Raw genomic sequence first — 17,094 nt, forward strand, 5'->3', positions numbered from 1 at the left:
TTTCTTTTGCCCGCAATTACCCTCATCGCAGGGCGGCCCAAGAATGCGTGATCACTGGCATCTGTGCACAGCGACCACCGGATTGCTGATTTTGACGTCTATGCCACCTGCTGCACAGCAGGCCGCTGATCGGTCGCGAGTCGTCTTGCACGCCCCACTCCCCAGGCCAAGGCCCGAGTCATCGACTCACCTGGCCGAGAGTCGAATGCCTCTTCGTGAAGAGCCATGCCACAGCCCGCATACACACCGATGAACATCTGTGTTTGGCCAGTTCGGGAAAGCCTCACCTGGACATCAATCGAGGTGCCGTCATCCAGCTCCTCGTCATGGCTCCGGTGATGAAGCACAGGATCGGCCCAAGCCCAAAAAACCTCACCGCGTATACGCATGCCGCCCTCCTACGACTTTAGTCTTATAGTCCATCAACCATAGCGCGGGATGATGACGTTTCAACCCGCCAGGAGATTGGCTGCCCTCATTCAGACAGTTGGTTGGAACCCTCTACAAACAAGGCCATATGCCCAAACCCCAGGCGATGAGTGATCACCCAGCTGAAGAGAGCAGAACTACCTCGAATGTCGTCCCGTCCTCAGCAGACGACTCGACCTCAATTCGGCCACCGTGGCTTGCGACGATTTCCGAAGCGATGAACAGACCGAGACCAAGCCCTGCCGCAGACCCGCGCTCCCCGGCTGAATAGCTTGAATACCTCCCCTCCGGTTTGAAGAGATACGGCATCACCTCGGCAGGAATAGGCTCGCCAGAATTCTGAACGCTAACCCGTGGGACACCATGCGCACTGGCTACCGTCACCTTGATGGGAGCCGTTGCATCACCATGTCTCAGAGCGTTACCTATCAGGTTGGAGAACACCTGGGAAATACGGTCAGGGTCGAATTGACCAATGATGTGAGCCTGCTCCTCCAGGAAGATCTTGGCCTGCGGGAACGCCGTGCGAAGCTCGTCAATCACAGCACGGCAGATCGAGTTCAACTCGACCCTCCGCAAGTCCACCGGAATGCCAGTACCCAGATTGCAGCGGGCGAGATCCAGCAGATCGTTGATCATGACGTTTGCCCGGCGTGCGCTGGTAGAGACCAGGGAAGCTAGTACCTTGCCCTTGTCATCTAGACCCGCCTGCCGCTGGATCATATCTCCTGCCATGAGAATGGCGCTCAGAGGAGATCTCAAATCATGACCAAGCACGGCGAGTACCATTTTTCGCGTCGACTCGACTGCCGATCCATACGCGGCTATTGATTCTGCCAGTGCTTGGTCAATGGCCTCGTTGAACCGGATCATGTCTCGGATGTGATCGGCCTGGCCGAGCGTTTCCTGGTTCAGCCACAGCGACAAGACACTTGCACGAAGCGCCCTGTATTCGGACACCATCTGATCCATTGAAAATCCAGTTACCAGACGAGCAACCGCGTGAATTTCCGCTGCTGTATCGCTGGACTCTCTGGGCCCTCTCCCCTGTGCCTTCTCGGTTTGCTCGTACCTGGTCTGGGGCGTTCTCATGTCAGCTGCGACAGTGCGCAGCATCTTCTCGGCATGGTCTCGCAAACCCACAGAGTCCTGCTTCGGCAGGTCTGTTTCAACCGAACGAGCGTAGTTCTCCCAAAGCCTGGAGAATGGACTCCATGCTGTTCTCAATAAAATCGGACAGTCTCATAAGGGCCGAACCCTGTTCTCAAAGGCGTCAGCAAAGCCTAGTCCATTAGGAAAACAGGTGGAATCGCGGCCAGCCAACTGTGTGATGGCAATCGTCCATCGAGCACCTCGGATCAGCTACAGGGCTGGTAACAGGTGGCTGGCTCACCAAAGAAAAAGCCCCCGTGAGGGGGCTTTAGCAAACCATCTGTGGAGCGTGTTACTGGGCGAGCCAGCCTTCCACCACATCAGAGCCGTACTCGGCTTTCCATTCCTTGAGCAGCTTGTGATTGCCGCCCTTGGTCTCGATGATTTCGCCGTTGTGCGGATTCTTGTACTGCTTTACTTGGCGGGCACGACGTGGGGCTTTCTCTGCAACAACAGGAGCGGCGGCGCGACGGCTAGCCTGGGGATCCAGGATGTTGATGATGTCACGCAAGCTGTAGCCGTACTTGTTAAGCAGGTCACGAAGCTTGGTTTCAAATTCGATTTCTTTCTGCAGTTCGGAGCTACCTTTCAGCGCTTCCAGCTCTGCGAGTTGTGCTGCGAGTTGCTGTTCAAGCTGACGAAATTCTGCCAGACGAGACATATTCGATCCTCAAAGTTAAGGGAAACAGGCGGAACATCCTAAAGCATCCCGCGAGCGATGTCCTTTAATAGGACGTTGATGCTGGATTTTCGTTCGGTTTAACTAGCCTGGAAACTTCTCGAGACGAGGAAATTATGCCTGGCCTTATCAATCATTTGTCTGGGGCGAAGGCATCAAGTGAGGATAAGAGCTTCTCCAGATCCATAAGCCTTGACACCTTGATGATATCGTACTCACCACGACTACTCAGCTTATAGACCTCACGGGCCTTTTTGACACGCTCAAGCAATGGCACGACCACGCCAGATGCCATCTCCAAAAAGTCATTGATATCGGCTCTTGTCTGCGGGATTTTGTAGCCTTTGGACGTACTTGTGATGATGACATCGGCGTCCCGCAGCTTCGCGATACCACTTGATCTGACCCGCTGCTCCGAGAGATCGCCAAAGCCTTTGTCACCGAGATGGGCCAAGATCGCGGCTGTAGGAATGTAATCCTTCGTGACGAACTCACTCTGAAATCTCAGGTAATCCAGGATGCTGACTTGTAGACGTTCGTCCTCGTCCGGGTGTTGGCCGGCCTTTTCGACGAAAAGTTCTGCTTGGCGGAGAGCTTCCTGATGCACCTGGTAGTCCGCGTAGCTGGACTCATCCATCGGCGGAGCAAGCAGCGAATTGAACTTGGGTGGCCACTCCAGAAGGCCGAGGGTCTGCTCGCGAAGGATCGTTTTATAGACCTCAGCAATATCGCCAACAGCCTTCTCCTCATAGATCTGGGCTACAGACCCCGCGAAAAAATCAGCGACCTGAATCAGGACATCATCCCTGCTGGATTTCGTCTGGAACGCATGGTCATCCCCGAAGAGATCATCGACGTAGCGATCTTGTACGTAGGCCTTCAGACTCTCCTGGAACTCAACTCCGCCATGCTCATCCACCGTCATCTGTAGATTGCGGCAGTTCCTGAAAAGCCGGCTGTAGAGCAATCCGTTGATATGCTTTACGAACGAGGTCTTGAATTGCAGTCCCCCGTCCTTGTAGATGCGCTCCTTGTCCACGACCACGAAATAGAGCTTGATCGGAAGCTTCGCCAGGTCGGTTAAGATGCGGACGCGCCGGTCAGCATCCTTCGCACGCACCTTACTGGACTTGATTTCACCTGTCTGGAAGTGCTGCCGGCGAAGCTCCTCGGCACGCTGGTAGGCGTCCCGCAGATCTTTCTCAGCCACAAGGATGGAGCACACTACGAAGAAGCCAGAGCTCCCAGCCTTGGATGTGTCTAAGTCAGAATTACCCGACTCATCAACATAGGCATACGTTCTGTCCAATCAGGAGTTCCCCCTCATCAGTAGGTGGCAGTGCTGCTACCTGGTGCGGGGCCTTCACTGAAGGTGTAATTGATGACCACATCATCGCGGATCAGGACATCTAGGGTCTTCTGCGTGCCAGTGGTGGTCACCTTCATAGTCACCACATAGCTCTGAGCATGGGCAGAGGCATTCGTGTACGTGTACACCCATTTCTCATCGGTCTCGCTCACGGCGCTTTTCGCGTAAGGCTCTCCAAAAAGCGCCTTTAGCTCAGTCGTCGTGGTCTTTCCTTTGGTGATGCTCGCCACACTTGCCGATGGGAAGTCGCGCCCTGCAGTGTAGTGGGAGGTCGCACACCCCCCGAGTACAAAGCAGATACCTACAGCAGCCAGGAATCTTTTCATTTGTCTTCCTTGATTTGTAAGCATTGAGCTTATCCCGCAAATAGGCCAAATGCCATCATTGCGACCAGCGTTTGAGAGAACCCGCCTGGCAGCGGGCTTTCTTTTGCCCGCAATTCCTCATCCACGCTGGCCATCCGTCCGTTGGGCTGTCCGCTTCATCGGCCAAGGCTGTCCTCTAAGGACACCAGCCAGAGCCTTCCTCATGCGACAGCTATTCCAGACGATAAACCTTCCCCTCGCCTGCACTCTGCTGTGGGCCTGCTCCGCTCCCGAAACGAAGTCTCCTGTGGAGTCACCAGGCAGGCCCGAGTCTGCTAAAACCCAACTACTGGAAGCCGGCGCCGCGACGCTGCAGTCGAAGCCGCCGATTGAGGCCATCAACGCCTACTTGGATGGCTTCCATTTTTACAACGGGCATCCGGACGTGCAAATGGAAGCGCACCACTACTGCTCCATCCTCAACGAGGATGTGATTCAGTGTGTGATATTCGACGGCAATACCAAGGGTGCGAAGATCATGGGCGTCGAGTACATCATCGACGAGAAGCTTTTTTCCGGATTATCTCCCAAGGAGAAGGCGATGTGGCACAGCCATGGCTATGAGGTCTCCTCTGGGCAGCTGATTGCACCAGGCATTCCAGCACCTGCTGAGCATGTCCTGATGGATCGCCTGGCGCATACCTATGGGAAGACATGGCATACCTGGCATACCGATCAGGACAAAGCGCTGCCAGTGGGTGTGCCGCAGTTGATGATGGGCTTTACCGCAGACGGGCAGGCTGACCCGGCGATGGTCGAACAGCGCAATCGGCGCTTGGGGGTGGATGCTGCGAAAACCAAAGCCGAGCGGGCTGACATTCGTATTCCTGATGCAGATCCACAGGCGGATGGCTGGCAGCACGGTAATGTCATTCAAATTAACGATCCAACCGGCGCGCATCTGCACCGCCCCGCTGCATCGACTCCAGCGAATAACAACAGCCGCTCCAGCCAATAGCACTTGAGACAGTCGTATGTAGCTATGCCTTGGGCGTGCCCCTATGGGGACGGCTGTCGTAAACCGAGCCGGGCTTGCCGGTCTCGGCCCTATCGGGCTTCCATCCTCACGCCTATGGCCCATCCTTGGGCCGGCGCGCTCCGCTTGCTAGTTGCCATCACCCAACGCCCGGCCTTGTGTCCTGGTCTCAAAGTGAACGTTCAGCAATCCACACCACTCCATGTACCGCACCGTGTTTCGCGACTACACGGCAAGGGAAGGATCCTGATCGGCATTCATGGAGAACAAAGCGGTGAGCGTCACTTTGAGATGTCTTAAATGCGGTGGGCAAGACCTTGTGAGACCACTGAGGTTGAACAAGAAGGCCATCCTAACGTGCCGAGGGTGTGCCGCCATTGCCAATTACGGCGATCTGATGGAGGCAGAAGGTCGGCGGCTCATCGCCGACATCCGGCAACGCCTGCCTCTCTTGGAAGCTGGGTAGTCGTACACCGAGCGCGGACAACCGCCCAAGCTTATGCAGCAATCTTTATTACACGATTCGTTGCGCTCCAGGATCTTTCGCGCACCCGGTCAGCTAATTCAAAGGTAAAGGGAGCGTCCCGAATTCGCTCAGCATCTGAACAGAACACAGGCTCTCTGTGTGAACACACGAGGTGCGAGATCATGGCGAACGATCAAGACAAGACAGGTCAGCAAGGCGGCACCGCACAAAACAATCCTGGTAATTTTGCAAACGACCGTGAGAAGGCTTCGGAGGCCGGTCATAAAGGCGGCCAAGCCTCGGGCGGCAATTTTGCCAATGATCCTCAGCGGGCATCGGAAGCCGGCCAGAAAGGCGGTCAAATGTCCGGGGGGAGATCTGAGGATCAACAAACAGGGCAAGGTAGCGGCAGTAACCTTCAGGAAGACGATCCTCAGCGTGCCGGTGGCGCAAGTCAACGCGGGGGTCAGGGAGGACATACCACTGGCAGTAAAGCTGACCGGGAGCAAGGCATGGATGAAGGGTCGCAAGCTATTCAGGATGAAGACAGCGGGATGACGGAAGACAACCGCTGAGCAAAGAGCCAGGCAAACGGATAGGCCTGGTTTACCCAATTGATAGCCGAAAAAAGCCCGCGCAGGAGGCGCGGGCCGCTCAGAGAGCAAACCCGCCCTGATTAGTTATCCAGCTCGTCTTTGATGATTTTCCCGTCGTGTGGGTCGACCTGGAACTCATATTGCTTGCCGTCAGCTTTCATGCCCTCACCTTCCCAATGCCCATCATCGGCCTCGATCTTGGTGATCTGTGTGTAGCCGGCACCTTTCAAGGTGGCTTCGGCCTGATCTTTGGTTACCTTCCAATCAGCCCCAGGCTGATCCGCCCATGCTGTCGTGGCTCCCAAGGCACCCACCAGAGCCAAACAGGTGAACAGTCGAGTTATCGCTTTCATCGCTACCGTCCTCTTTCATGGCATTTAACGATCCGACCGGCTCGATGATCTCGCCGTTCAGTTTGTGTTGGATGCCAATTCGGAGGCACTGGGCTCATCACGATGGACAAGCGCTGATAGATCTCGTGACAGCAAAGCAGCGGCTGTAGGCTTCAGCATGGTTGAGCTCATGTCCTCCCAGCCGATCCACTTACACTCGACAATGCCTCTGCCAAGCGAAACACTGCATCCGTCAGCAAAATCGGTGGTGAAGATATGGTGGAGAACACTGCCAACCTCAATGGTGCCCACGGCGTTCAGATGCGAGCAATGCATCGATAGCGCCTTCCAAAGCTCTCTAGCAGCAGCCACGATTGGGGCCTCACCTGTCGCAAGCAGACCGCTTGGAAACTTCCATTTGGCGCCCCTCCTGCGAACCAGAAGAACCTGGTCATTGCGAGAACAGATGATCGTTACCTTTGCCTTGGTTGGACGATGCTTGATGACGCTCATGAGGGATCGCACCTGGAGAATGGGCGACATCCTGAACGTTGACGTGGGCTTCCTTATGGTGATGACCAGCACGTTCGAAAACGCGTTCCGGACGCCTGTCCGGGCATAACCCTGAGGTCGTTTCGGGAATGATCGCCCGGGTGCAAGTACGCCCCATTATCCATGCCCTGCACACCTGGAACCTCGCCCTTCAGGGCTCGACTCGCGTTCCACGCACCTTGATCCCGCTTCTGCATTGCTCGACCCGCTCGCGCTGCTCTGGCCGTTACGACGAGCACATTCGTAATCCGCCTCGGCACGCGTGGGGCAGTTCAAGGCAAGCCGTGTCTTGCAATGGGTATCGTACAGGTCGAATCCTGCCCCAGAAGCGCCGGGGACGCCGATTGGACGCGGGAAAGTCTCTCTTTCCGTGGGTACAGCGGGAACGACGACGAAGCGTGTCTGCATGATGATCCCTCTTCCGGCAGACCTAAGTATTAGTCTTTTTATATATAACCATCAAGTTAACTCATGTTTATTTGCACACCAGAATTTTGGGTACCCAATGACGCTAATGAGGTAGATTGCAAGTTGTTAGCGAAGCCAGGTAGCGGCGTAGCCGCCGGTCGGTATAGGGTCGAGAGAACGAGAAATTTGTCCGGTAACTGTTAGTGTGGACAGGACTGAACCCGAATCGCTTAGTCCTCTGGAGGCATCTGAAAATGACTAAGGCGGACTCGATTCGAATAACGGCACAGCTGAACGCCTGCAGCCAGGCCATGAGATCGCTGCGAGCCTATGAAAGGGGACTATCAGACAGCTGTTGTACGGATCTTGAGAAACTGCGCATCCGAGCGGAGTTCCAGTTCAACGCCTTGAAAGCGTTGGACGACGCTGAGAGACCAGCTGACCCCACCGCCGCTGGATGGGCTTGGCTTCTGGAAAAATTAGAGTGAAGTCCAAGTGAGTTGCTTTGAGAACAGCGGTCGGTGTTACCTGTTGACAACGACCGCCGTTGAGATCCTGTGCTTGTAAAAGCTACGCAACCTGTTTCACTGCAGGCTGCTGATCTGTCGCCAAGCGCCTTGCCCGTTCCACGCCCCAGGCTAAGGCCCGAGTCATGGACTCGCCTGGTCGAGAGTCGAAGGCCTCTTCATGACGAGCCATTCCACAGCCCGCATAGATTCCGATGAACATCTGAGTCTGGCCCACCCTTGAGAGCCTGACCTGCACATCGATTGAAGTGCCGTCATCTAAGTTCTCGCCGTGAGACCGATGATGAAGCACTGGATCCGCCCAATCCCAAAAAACATCACCACGAATACGCATACCGGCCTCCTACGACTTTAGGCTTATAGTTGTGAACCCTCACCATAGCCGATGAACGCGACCATTCAATGACACCGGCAATGAATCGCGGGAGGAGTTAGGGATTTCGCCTTGAGTCGGGCCCCTCCCGTGAGGGGCTAGGTCAATGAAAAGTGCTGAAATAGAGCGGTTTTGTGCACGTTACATTCTGAAAAGATCCGCCACCCTGCGCGCGCCAAAAAATCAGCAAGGAGCAGGCGGCTGGCCTAGACAGAGGTTGAGCTGAAGAAACTGCAGAAACTGCTACCGCCACTGTCGAAGAAAACCCGTCCAAGGCCAGCACCCGCCAATGGAGAGGCCTCTCAACACAGGTTTCGTAACCAACGGAAAATTGAACCTATCAGGCACAGCGTTTAAGGATCGTCTTGATCGGTCGCCGCACCCGACGCTTCGAGACGTCCCTGGCCTTTATCCAGCGGCAGGCATCAATCTCATTCCGAGGGCGTGGCTTGTCATCCGTTCTCCGCGCTTCAAACAGGTAGTGGATGACCTTGTCCTCGCGGTACATCGTGAGGTAGCGAAGCTCATCGAAGGCAAGCCCGGTTTCCTCAGCCATCTCGCGCATCGCCGCCTCTAGCGGTGTCTCGTCTCGCTCGACACGCCCACCTGGCAGATTCCACTTGGCGTTGCGTTTGCGTACAAAAAGGACTTCTCCGTCCTTGCGATAGATCACAGTGGCGCGCAGCTTGATGCCTTTGCGTCTAGCTGTAGCAGTATCCATTCCCTTCATGCTCTGACCCTTATTGTTGTCTCGAGTGGATACGGCAGGTTCCTTCCGAGCCTAAGTCGTACTAGCGTCGCTTAGATGACCATCAGGGCGGCGCCAGGGTTCAGGTTGATTAAGGCGCTTGGAATTATGTTCTTGAGGGTGGAGGAACGAACCATCAGGCCATTCACCGAGCGGAGTGAACTTCGGTGTGCAGGCATGGCCTTCCGTTCATACGGGAGGAGCCGTCATGAGCCAATCGAAAGAGCTGCACTCAACTGTCATTTGCCTGCAAGCCGGCAAAATTCTAATGGTGCGCAAGGAAGCCCCTGAGTGGTCACTACCAGGAGGGAAGATTGATCCTGGCGAGACCCAGTTCGAAGCGGCATGTCGAGAGTTGCGTGAAGAAACTAGCCTACAACTTACCGACGGCCAGTTTCTGGGACACAGCGTGCTGTCAGAGGAGGAGCACTGGCTCTATCGAATGACCGTCCCGGCGTCTATTCAGCCTCGAGCGTCACACGAAATCGTGGAATGTCGATGGTTCGCTGCCGCAGAACTCAATCAAGTGGCGGTAAAGCCAACGAATATGGAATTACTCAGACGAGAAGGCTTCTTGGAGCCCGAATAGATGGGCCCTGCTCCCCCCCGCTCTGAGAGTTCAGAGCGAAGGGCTTGCTGATACACGTCAGGACGATGCGCTTTTACACAGCGACTCGATGGTACCCACCAGGTCGTCATACTGCACAGGCTTGGTGAGGTGTCGGTCGAACTGCATGTCCTTGCCCTTGTGAGGATCCGTCGCCACGCCATAACCGCTCAGTGCAATCGCAGGCGTGTACTTATGAACCTTGCCGGCCCTAAGGGCACTGATCAGCTCATGTCCATCCATCTCCGGCATTCCGATGTCGGTAAGAATGACATCGAAGCGCTCCTGGAGTGAATGCTCAAGCGCCTGGGCAGGATCGCTGTAGCTCTTGACCTGGGCACGCTCCATTTCAAGCAGCATACGCATCACCTCCAGGACTTCTGGCGAGTCATCGACCAGCAAGACTTTGAGACCCTTCAATCGTCCTTGGGGCTCGCCGGCTTCATCCCCATCCTTCGGCTCTTTGATCAGCTCCTGAGAAAGCGGCAGCGAGACACTGAACGTACAGCCATGACCGATACCCGCAGATCGGGCAACGACGGAGCCCCCATGCGCCTGTACCAGCTGGCGAACCAGCGACAGGCCGATACCCAGGCCGTCTCGCTGGTGGGTGGCATGCTTGGGTCTGGCCTGCTTGAACAGGTCGAACACGTTTTCAAGTTCGGCAGTAGGCAATCCTACACCGTTGTCGATGATATCGATGTGGGCGTGCTTGTCCGCCTTGCTGAGCACAATACGTACCTTGGCCGCTTCACCGCTGAACTTCAGCGCATTTTGCAGAAGGTTCCAGATCACCTGTTCCAGGCGGGTCGGGTCGCCGTCGATAATCATCGCCGGCACTTCCGCGCTCGGTTTCTCTAGGGTGATCTCTGCGTTGGGATACTCGTCGATAACGATTGAATGGATTTCATTCAGCATGGCACCGATATCGAGCAAGCGGGTCTTCAACTTCAGTTTGCCGGTACGAATGCGAGCGACATCGAGCAAGTCATCGATAATTCGAGCCTGGCTTGTAACAGCCTCGCCAATGGCGCCGACCGCCTTGCTGGCATTCTCGGTGTTGCGAACGGAAGGGAGCCTTCGAAGAATTTCTGCGTTCAGTTGAATCAGGTTGAGCGGGTGCTTGAGCTCATGGGACATGATGGCAAAGAATTCATCCTTCATGTGGATGGTGCTCTGTGTCTCGGCAAGCTTTCTGCTCTGCTCATCGTGCAGCCGTTTATGCCCCGTCAAGTCACGAGCGATCTTCACGTAACCAAGAGCGCTTTCGGCACGCAGCAACGCGATTTCTCCACTGCAGAAGAACCGACTACCGTCCTTGCGCACGTGCCAACGTTCATCCTCTCCGCGCCCATGCTCACGGGCATGACGCATCTCGGTCTGGGGGACACCCGCGCTGCGGTCTTCAGCGGAGAAAATCAGCTCGTGGGAGGAGCCGATGACCTCTTCAGCGGTGTAACCGAAGATCAGCTGAGCACCGGTGTTCCAGTCCGTGATCTTGCCGTGCTCATCCAGGATGATGATGGCGAAATCGTGGGTACTTTCGGCGACCAGGCGCATGCGTTCCTGCCCCAGGCGCAGATCTTCCTCGGCCTCGCGACGCTTGGTGATATCGATGAATGTCAACACCGTGCCATCGATATGGTCTTCGCTGGAGCGGTACGGAAGAAGGCGGGCAATGTACCAGCGGCCATCGGCGCTGCTGACTTCCCGCTCTAGCATGGTCAGCGATTCGTATACGGAAGAAGCGTCTTCGGCCAACTCCGGATAATTGAGGCGATGGGTGATGTCCAACAGCGAGCGCCCGGTATCTACCGGGAGCATGCTGAAAATCTCCTTGGCGCGTGGCGTGAACCAGCGGATATGCATATTGCGATCAACGAACACCGTGGCGATATCCGTGGAGGCAATGAGGTTCGCCAGGTAGTCGTTGATCTTGTCGGTTTCTTCGACCTTGGTCTTGAGCTCGTAGTTGACCGTGAGCAGCTCTTCGTTGATCGACTGAAGCTCTTCCTTGCTGGTTTCCAGCTCTTCCGTCGCGGAGCGCAACTCCTCGTTGATGGCCTGCATTTCCTCGTTCGACGCCTTGAGTTCTTCGCTCGAGACCTCCGATTGTTCGATGGTTTCCTGCAGGTGAGTCTTGGTTCGCTGCAGCTCGTTCTCCAGGCTGGCCAGCACCTTGTTCTCGGTTTGCAAATCCAGGTCGAGCAGATCGGCGCCGGGCTCGATGCACGTGACGTTGAACACGATGGTACGCACATCCTGATCGGTAGCTTCGTCTTTGAAGGGACGCGCCGTGATATCGACCAGGTAGTCGCCTTCAGGATCGTTCACCCGGATCTTGCGGGACAGCGTGGCTTTACCACTTTGCTGGGCCTGGTACAGCGTGGTGCGAAGCTCCAGGCGCAACTGCGGCATGATCAGCACCAGGACGTTTCGTCCAACTTCCCCCGTGACGTAACGCAAGAATCTGCCAGCCCCCTCGTTCATGTGCAGGATGTCGCCATTGGGGTCGACAATCATGCTCGGCGGCATCTGCTCGGCCATCGCCCGCTGATGGATATCGGCGTACGAAAATTTGCGCGTGGGCGGCAGCATGGGCGGCGGCGCGGCAAGGCTGGACAGTGCAAAGCCGCCACGAGGCATAGAAGATGCCCGGCGGTTGATATTGGCGCCCGCTCGCGCACGGAAAATCCGGTTGCGCTTGTCGACCGGTGTGAACAGGTCTGGGCAGGCATCGGCGGACTCGGACGAGCCCATGAACAGATAACCGCCCGGCTTGAGGGCAAAATGGAACATCTGCAGCATTTCTCGCTGGATGTCGCGATCCAGGTAGATCAGCAGGTTGCGGCAGACGATGAGGTCGATTTGTGAGAATGGCGGGTCGGACAGCAGGCTGTGCTTGGCAAACAAGACCTTCTCGCGGACTTCCTTACGGACGCGGTAGTGCTCACCTTCTTTGAGGAAATATTGTCGCAGACGCGTGGGTGGCACGTCGGTGATGATCGCTTCCGGGTACGCACCAGTCCGACCGACCGCAATGGCGCGCTCGTCGATATCCGTGGCAAATACCTGGACTTTGACCGGGTTGGCCTCAAGTTTCTGATGCTCGGTACACAGGATTGTCAGGCTGTATGCCTCCTCGCCTGTCGAACATCCAGCAGACCAGATGCGCACCTCATCTGGGCGAGCTTTATCCTCGCCTGTGGACATCAACGGGCTCAGCACGTGGCGCTCAAGTGCCTCGAAGGCCTCTCGGTCACGGAAGAAGTTGGTCACACCGATCAGCATGTCGCCCAGCAACTGCTTGGCTTCGTCAGGTGTGCTTTCCAGATACTGGTAGTACGCGGGCAGATCGGGCTGAGCCGTCACCTGCAGGCGCCGTTCGATACGCCGGAGTACCGTCGCTCGCTTGTAGTGTTTGAAATCATGCCCGGTGCGGGTTCGCAAGAGCAGCAGGATATCCAGCAGAACCCGCTCTGCAACCTCACGCTCTAGCTCTGGAGAGGACGAGGCGACCTTCATATCATGTGGTGCTGGGATTTTGATGGCTCTGGTATTGCGCCATATCTCGAGAAGTTTGTGAGGGATTTCTGCGATAGGTAGGACGGCGTCGACCATACCCGTTGCTATCGCTGCCAAAGGCATCCCATCGAATTCTGCGTCGTTGGGACTTTGCACGATGGTGATCCCACCCTGCTCTTTAATACGAGAAAGGCCCACGGCCCCGTCGCTTCCCGTGCCGGTGAGCACAAGACAAAATGCGAATTCCTTGTGAACATCTGCCAGATCACGGAAGAAGAGATCGATGGCGACGTGGCTTCCCGCCGGACGATTAGCAGGTGTGACCTTCAGATAGCCATCATTCATGGCCAATTGACTGGCCGGCGAGATCACATAAACGCTGTTCTGCTCAATGGGTGCGGTATCCGTTACCTGCATTACAGGCATCGACGTACAGGCCTGGATAATCTTGTCGGCCACGCTTTCGTGGTCTGGCGACAAATGCAGAATAATGACAAACGACATTCCACTGTCTGCAGGCATCTGCTCGAAGAATGTCTTCAGCGCCGCCAGACCGCCCGCCGATGCACCTATACCGACCACCGGGAACCGCAGGTGGCTAGGCAAGATGCCTTCTCGCTCCGGCATGGATGTTGGTCGCTTTGTAGTCGGTTTCATCGTGGGTCTCGAGTCTTATCGTGAGCTGAGAAGGACGGCTTCAGGGCGTCGAAGTCCAGTGCTGCAATGGGCTCCATCACGGGAAGCCAAGCGGCACTAGCAATATGGTGGGTTAGGCTTCGGGAAGCTGGAACAAAGGGCTACGATTGTGAAACGCCATCATATTGATCCCTGAGGAACATCCCAAAGTATAGTGCCTACCATTTGCAAAGTGGTCGCAAGATTCCCCTACCTCTCCTCATTCCCTCATTAGTCTTGCGCTTGGATGTCTTCAACCACTGATCACTTGCGGTCTTAGTTCATATCCTAGGACGTGGTTTTCTGGCCACCTCTTAACTGAGGGGCATCCATTATCATCGTGTTCCTTCAAGACGAAGTAGTCGAACGAATGGCCGAGGTACGTCCTCGCCGAACGTCAAGGTCACCATTGAACAGGTTGCTCTGAACTTTGCCACTCTTCAGAGCTTCCCCTGCATACCCAAGGATTTTTTTGCGGCTGCAGGAGAGAACACCATGAGAGCACTGACCTACCACGGCGCAAACGATGTCAGGGTCGATAACGTTCCTGATCCCATCATCGAGCAAGAAGACGACATCATCCTCCGGGTCACCGCCACAGCCATTTGCGGCTCCGACTTGCATCTTTACCGAGGCAAAATTCCCGAAACCGAAGCGGGCGATATCTTCGGTCATGAATTCATGGGCATCGTCGAAGATACCGGCAGTGCCGTCACCAATCTGCAGGTCGGCGACCGCGTAGTGATTCCCTTTGTGATCGCGTGCGGCAGCTGCTTCTTCTGTCAGCACGATCTGTTCGCTGCCTGCGAAACCACCAACACAGGTCGTGGCTCGATCATCAACAAGAAAGGCATTCCACCGGGCGCCGCATTGTTCGGGTATAGCCATCTCTATGGCGGTATCCCTGGCGGCCAAGCGGATTACGTCAGGGTGCCCAAGGGCAACGTAGGCCCATTCAAAGTGCCCACCGACCTGGCCGATGACAAGGTGCTGTTCCTCTCGGACATTCTGCCCACCGCTTGGCAGGCAGTCATCAATGCCGAAATAGGCCAGGGCTCATCGGTGGCGATCTACGGCGCCGGGCCGGTGGGCTTGCTGAGTGCCGCCTGTGCGCGAATGCTCGGGGCACAGACCATCTTCATGGTCGATGACAACGACTACCGCCTGGCCTATGCCCGCGAGGCTTATGGCGTAATACCGATCAATTTCGAGCAGGACGACGATCCAGCCGACAGCATCATCCGCCAGACACCTGGCATGCGAGGGGTCGATGCGGTGATCGACGCGGTCGGGTTCGAGGCCAAGGGCAGCACTGCGGAAACGGTGATGACGGCCCTGAAGATTGAAGGCAGCAGTGGCAAGGCATTGCGCCAGAGCATTGCTGCCGTGCGGCGTGGCGGCATCGTGAGTGTCCCCGGTGTGTACGCGGGCTTCATTCACGGGTTCATGTTCGGCGATGCGTTCGACAAAGGCCTCACCTTCAAGATGGGCCAGACCCATGTGCAGAAATACTTGCCTGAACTTCTTGAACACATCGAAGCAGGACGCCTGCAACCAGAGCTGATCGTCACCCACCGCCTTGCACTCGAAGAAGCGGCCATGGGCTACAAGATGTTCGATCAGAAGCAGGACAACTGTCGCAAGGTCATCCTCGTGCCAGGCGCGGCAGCGGGCACCTTGGGCCCTGACTACGTGTAAAGGAGGCAAGCACATGAACGGTCTCGCCAGCTATTTCTGGATTGCCGTGGCGGCAATCCTTTTACTCATCGATCTGTGGGCCATCGTCAGCGTCTTCAGAAGCGACAAGTCAGATGCAGTCAAAGCGGCCTGGGCCCTGCTGATCGTCGCGCTACCGGTAGTTGGCCTAGGTATCTGGGGCGTTGCTGGCCCGCGCGGTATCAAGCGAGGTACCGGGCCCACTTCCGACGAGCACAGCAAAGGCTGACATCTCCGAGCTCCACTTACAGGGGTTTCAACATGATCAATCAAGCGACAGGCATGAAATCAGGCGAACGCTATCGCGTGGAAAACGTGGAGCGCGCTCATCAGTTTCCAGGCTTTTTTCAAGACGGGAAATATTACCTGGGCCCTGAGCTTCTCACCGCCGTGGGCTGGCTCGAAGGTACGCGCTTCATCTACGACAGCCTGGATGCCGAAGGTGAGCCCGTATTTCCAAACCGGGAGGCAGGCACGGTCGAAGGGCTGACGTTGACCCTGATCGATGGCACCTCCCTTGAGCTCTCGCGGATCGAGGCCAGCGAAACCGTTGCCCCCCTTGACCCCAGCGCCTCGGGTGCGCAACGAGAAGCGCCTGACCGTGGCGCTCCGCTCAAAGGGCCTCTGCGCGGCAAGGTCGTGGTCATCACCGGCGCATCCAGCGGCATAGGCCGAGCCGCCGCGCATGCCTTTGCGTGCAAAGGTGCTCGCCTGGTACTCGCCGCACGCGATGAAGAGGCGTTGTTCGACGTGCTGGATGAGTGCACCGATTGCGGTACGGATGCCATAGCGATCACGACCGACGTCACCCACAGCGACCAGGTTCAAGCGCTGGCCGCTCAGGCCGCAGACTTTGGACATGGACGGATCGATATCTGGGTCAACAATGCCGGGGTCGGCGCGGTCGGCAATTTCGACGAAACGCCGTTGGAGGCGCACGAGCAGGTCATCCAGACTGACCTGATCGGTTACCTGCGAGGTGCCTACGTCGCCCTTCCCTTCTTCAAGGCACAGGGCAGCGGCATTCTGATCAACACGCTGTCGCTGGGCAGCTGGGTGGCCCAGCCCTACGCCGCCGCTTATTCGGCGAGCAAATTCGGCTTGCGTGGACTGACCGAGGCATTACGGGGCGAATTGACTGAGTTTCCCAACATCCATGTTTGCGATATCTATCCAGCAGTCATGGACACACCAGGCTTCCGAGACGGCGGTAATTACACCGGGCATGCGCTGACACCGCCAGGCCCCGTGTACGATCCCGAAAGGGTGGCGAAGGCTATGGTGGCCTGCGCAATCTCGCCTCGGGCTCACACCACGGTTGGCGCTGCGGCGCGCCTCGCACATTTGGCCAGCTACCTGATACCAAACCTGCCACTGTTGTCAGGGAGGCTGACGCGCTGGGGGATAAATCGCAGCCCCATAGCCGAAGCATCGTCAGGCAACCTCTTTGAGCCTCCGAGTGGCAGGAGGGGTATCGACGGAGGTTGGAGGAAGCCAAAAGATAAAACGCCGCTGCTGATCGGCGCAGCGGTGCTGGGAATCCTTTTGGGTTTTAGCCTCACACATTCACGACGCGGGGATAGATAGAGAAGGTCTGCT

At 56.5% G+C, this 17,094-nt stretch carries 14 protein-coding genes and 3 pseudogenes; 6 read left to right on the forward strand and 11 right to left on the reverse strand.

Going from position 1 to position 17,094, the window contains the following annotated elements; all coding sequences use genetic code 11:
* Positions 1–98: 98 nt before the first annotated feature.
* The 5 genes and pseudogenes from QME24_RS17040 to QME24_RS17060 form a co-directional block, all read right to left on the reverse strand.
* The gene (locus tag QME24_RS17040) at positions 99–389 is read right to left on the reverse strand and encodes a hypothetical protein (RefSeq protein ID WP_108190524.1); all 291 of its coding nucleotides are present in this window, start codon (positions 387–389) and stop codon (positions 99–101) included.
* A gap of 154 nt (positions 390–543) precedes the next feature.
* Positions 544–1,675 (reverse strand): annotated as a pseudogene (locus QME24_RS17045) (HAMP domain-containing sensor histidine kinase).
* A gap of 198 nt (positions 1,676–1,873) precedes the next feature.
* Complete coding sequence (locus QME24_RS17050; RefSeq protein ID WP_196185041.1) at positions 1,874–2,242, reverse strand: histone-like nucleoid-structuring protein, MvaT/MvaU family; 369 nt, start codon at positions 2,240–2,242, stop codon at positions 1,874–1,876.
* 151 nt (positions 2,243–2,393) lie between these two features.
* A complete protein-coding gene (locus QME24_RS17055; RefSeq protein ID WP_281690914.1) occupies positions 2,394–3,569 on the reverse strand; it encodes a DUF3800 domain-containing protein in 1,176 nt (391 codons plus the stop codon).
* Positions 3,570–3,586: 17 nt separating this feature from the next.
* Positions 3,587–3,955 (reverse strand): hypothetical protein, encoded by a 369-nt coding sequence (locus QME24_RS17060; protein ID WP_196185039.1) that lies wholly within the window; start codon positions 3,953–3,955, stop codon positions 3,587–3,589.
* A 202-nt stretch (positions 3,956–4,157) separates the two neighbouring features.
* Between QME24_RS17060 and QME24_RS17065 the strand changes: the two genes are divergently transcribed.
* Both QME24_RS17065 and QME24_RS17070 read left to right on the forward strand, forming a co-directional pair.
* A complete protein-coding gene (locus tag QME24_RS17065) occupies positions 4,158–4,952 on the forward strand; it encodes an OBAP family protein (protein WP_281690915.1) in 795 nt (264 codons plus the stop codon).
* Positions 4,953–5,618: 666 nt separating this feature from the next.
* A pseudogene (locus tag QME24_RS17070) lies at positions 5,619–5,816 on the forward strand (general stress protein); the annotation flags it as partial.
* 296 nt (positions 5,817–6,112) lie between these two features.
* Here QME24_RS17070 and QME24_RS17075 read toward each other — a convergent pair.
* The 5 genes and pseudogenes from QME24_RS17075 to QME24_RS17095 form a co-directional block, all read right to left on the reverse strand.
* Entirely contained in the window at positions 6,113–6,385 is a 273-nt protein-coding gene (locus QME24_RS17075; protein ID WP_281690916.1) for a PepSY domain-containing protein, read from the reverse strand.
* A 57-nt stretch (positions 6,386–6,442) separates the two neighbouring features.
* Positions 6,443–6,877 carry an NUDIX domain-containing protein gene (locus tag QME24_RS17080; protein ID WP_281690917.1) on the reverse strand — a complete coding sequence of 145 codons (435 nt, stop codon included), beginning with the start codon at positions 6,875–6,877 and terminating at the stop codon, positions 6,443–6,445.
* Positions 6,878–7,141: 264 nt separating this feature from the next.
* Positions 7,142–7,330, reverse strand: a pseudogene (locus QME24_RS17085) (hypothetical protein); the annotation flags it as partial.
* Positions 7,331–7,894: 564 nt separating this feature from the next.
* The gene (locus tag QME24_RS17090; RefSeq protein WP_281690918.1) at positions 7,895–8,185 is read right to left on the reverse strand and encodes a hypothetical protein; all 291 of its coding nucleotides are present in this window, start codon (positions 8,183–8,185) and stop codon (positions 7,895–7,897) included.
* Between the two features lie 379 nt (positions 8,186–8,564).
* Positions 8,565–8,954 (reverse strand): NUDIX domain-containing protein, encoded by a 390-nt coding sequence (locus QME24_RS17095; RefSeq protein ID WP_281690919.1) that lies wholly within the window; start codon positions 8,952–8,954, stop codon positions 8,565–8,567.
* A gap of 226 nt (positions 8,955–9,180) precedes the next feature.
* Between QME24_RS17095 and QME24_RS17100 the strand changes: the two genes are divergently transcribed.
* Positions 9,181–9,561: an NUDIX domain-containing protein gene (locus QME24_RS17100; protein ID WP_281690920.1), complete on the forward strand. Its 381-nt coding sequence runs from the start codon at positions 9,181–9,183 to the stop codon at positions 9,559–9,561.
* A 57-nt stretch (positions 9,562–9,618) separates the two neighbouring features.
* On the opposite strand, the gene QME24_RS17105 is transcribed toward QME24_RS17100, so the two are convergent.
* Positions 9,619–13,761 carry a CheR family methyltransferase gene (locus QME24_RS17105; RefSeq protein WP_281690921.1) on the reverse strand — a complete coding sequence of 1,381 codons (4,143 nt, stop codon included), beginning with the start codon at positions 13,759–13,761 and terminating at the stop codon, positions 9,619–9,621.
* A 513-nt stretch (positions 13,762–14,274) separates the two neighbouring features.
* On the opposite strand from QME24_RS17105, the gene QME24_RS17110 reads away from it, so the two are divergent.
* From QME24_RS17110 to QME24_RS17120, 3 genes are read left to right on the forward strand one after another with little or no spacing between them, the layout of a single operon-like run.
* A complete protein-coding gene (locus QME24_RS17110; RefSeq protein ID WP_281690922.1) occupies positions 14,275–15,477 on the forward strand; it encodes a zinc-dependent alcohol dehydrogenase in 1,203 nt (400 codons plus the stop codon).
* A 13-nt stretch (positions 15,478–15,490) separates the two neighbouring features.
* Complete coding sequence (locus tag QME24_RS17115) at positions 15,491–15,724, forward strand: PLD nuclease N-terminal domain-containing protein (protein WP_196996714.1); 234 nt, start codon at positions 15,491–15,493, stop codon at positions 15,722–15,724.
* A gap of 32 nt (positions 15,725–15,756) precedes the next feature.
* Positions 15,757–17,082 (forward strand): SDR family oxidoreductase, encoded by a 1,326-nt coding sequence (locus tag QME24_RS17120; RefSeq protein ID WP_281690923.1) that lies wholly within the window; start codon positions 15,757–15,759, stop codon positions 17,080–17,082.
* The last annotated feature ends 12 nt before the right edge of the window (positions 17,083–17,094 follow it).

It is taken from the genome of Pseudomonas sp. PARCl1 (genome assembly GCF_947311875.1).
GTDB lineage: Bacteria > Pseudomonadota > Gammaproteobacteria > Pseudomonadales > Pseudomonadaceae > Aquipseudomonas > Aquipseudomonas juntendi.

What these genes read in the sequence shown, in the direction of transcription:
- QME24_RS17110 (WP_281690922.1), top strand. Translation starts at nt 14,275, where the DNA reads ATGAGAGCACTGACCTACCACGGCGCAAACGATGTCAGGGTCGATAAC.
- QME24_RS17080 (WP_281690917.1), bottom strand. Translation starts at nt 6,877, where the DNA reads ATGAGCGTCATCAAGCATCGTCCAACCAAGGCAAAGGTAACGATCATC.
- QME24_RS17050 (WP_196185041.1), bottom strand. Translation starts at nt 2,242, where the DNA reads ATGTCTCGTCTGGCAGAATTTCGTCAGCTTGAACAGCAACTCGCAGCA.
- QME24_RS17065 (WP_281690915.1), top strand. Translation starts at nt 4,158, where the DNA reads ATGCGACAGCTATTCCAGACGATAAACCTTCCCCTCGCCTGCACTCTG.
- QME24_RS17075 (WP_281690916.1), bottom strand. Translation starts at nt 6,385, where the DNA reads ATGAAAGCGATAACTCGACTGTTCACCTGTTTGGCTCTGGTGGGTGCC.
- QME24_RS17100 (WP_281690920.1), top strand. Translation starts at nt 9,181, where the DNA reads ATGAGCCAATCGAAAGAGCTGCACTCAACTGTCATTTGCCTGCAAGCC.
- QME24_RS17095 (WP_281690919.1), bottom strand. Translation starts at nt 8,954, where the DNA reads ATGAAGGGAATGGATACTGCTACAGCTAGACGCAAAGGCATCAAGCTG.
- QME24_RS17090 (WP_281690918.1), bottom strand. Translation starts at nt 8,185, where the DNA reads ATGCGTATTCGTGGTGATGTTTTTTGGGATTGGGCGGATCCAGTGCTT.
- QME24_RS17060 (WP_196185039.1), bottom strand. Translation starts at nt 3,955, where the DNA reads ATGAAAAGATTCCTGGCTGCTGTAGGTATCTGCTTTGTACTCGGGGGG.
- QME24_RS17115 (WP_196996714.1), top strand. Translation starts at nt 15,491, where the DNA reads ATGAACGGTCTCGCCAGCTATTTCTGGATTGCCGTGGCGGCAATCCTT.
- QME24_RS17040 (WP_108190524.1), bottom strand. Translation starts at nt 389, where the DNA reads ATGCGTATACGCGGTGAGGTTTTTTGGGCTTGGGCCGATCCTGTGCTT.
- QME24_RS17120 (WP_281690923.1), top strand. Translation starts at nt 15,757, where the DNA reads ATGATCAATCAAGCGACAGGCATGAAATCAGGCGAACGCTATCGCGTG.
- QME24_RS17105 (WP_281690921.1), bottom strand. Translation starts at nt 13,761, where the DNA reads ATGAAACCGACTACAAAGCGACCAACATCCATGCCGGAGCGAGAAGGC.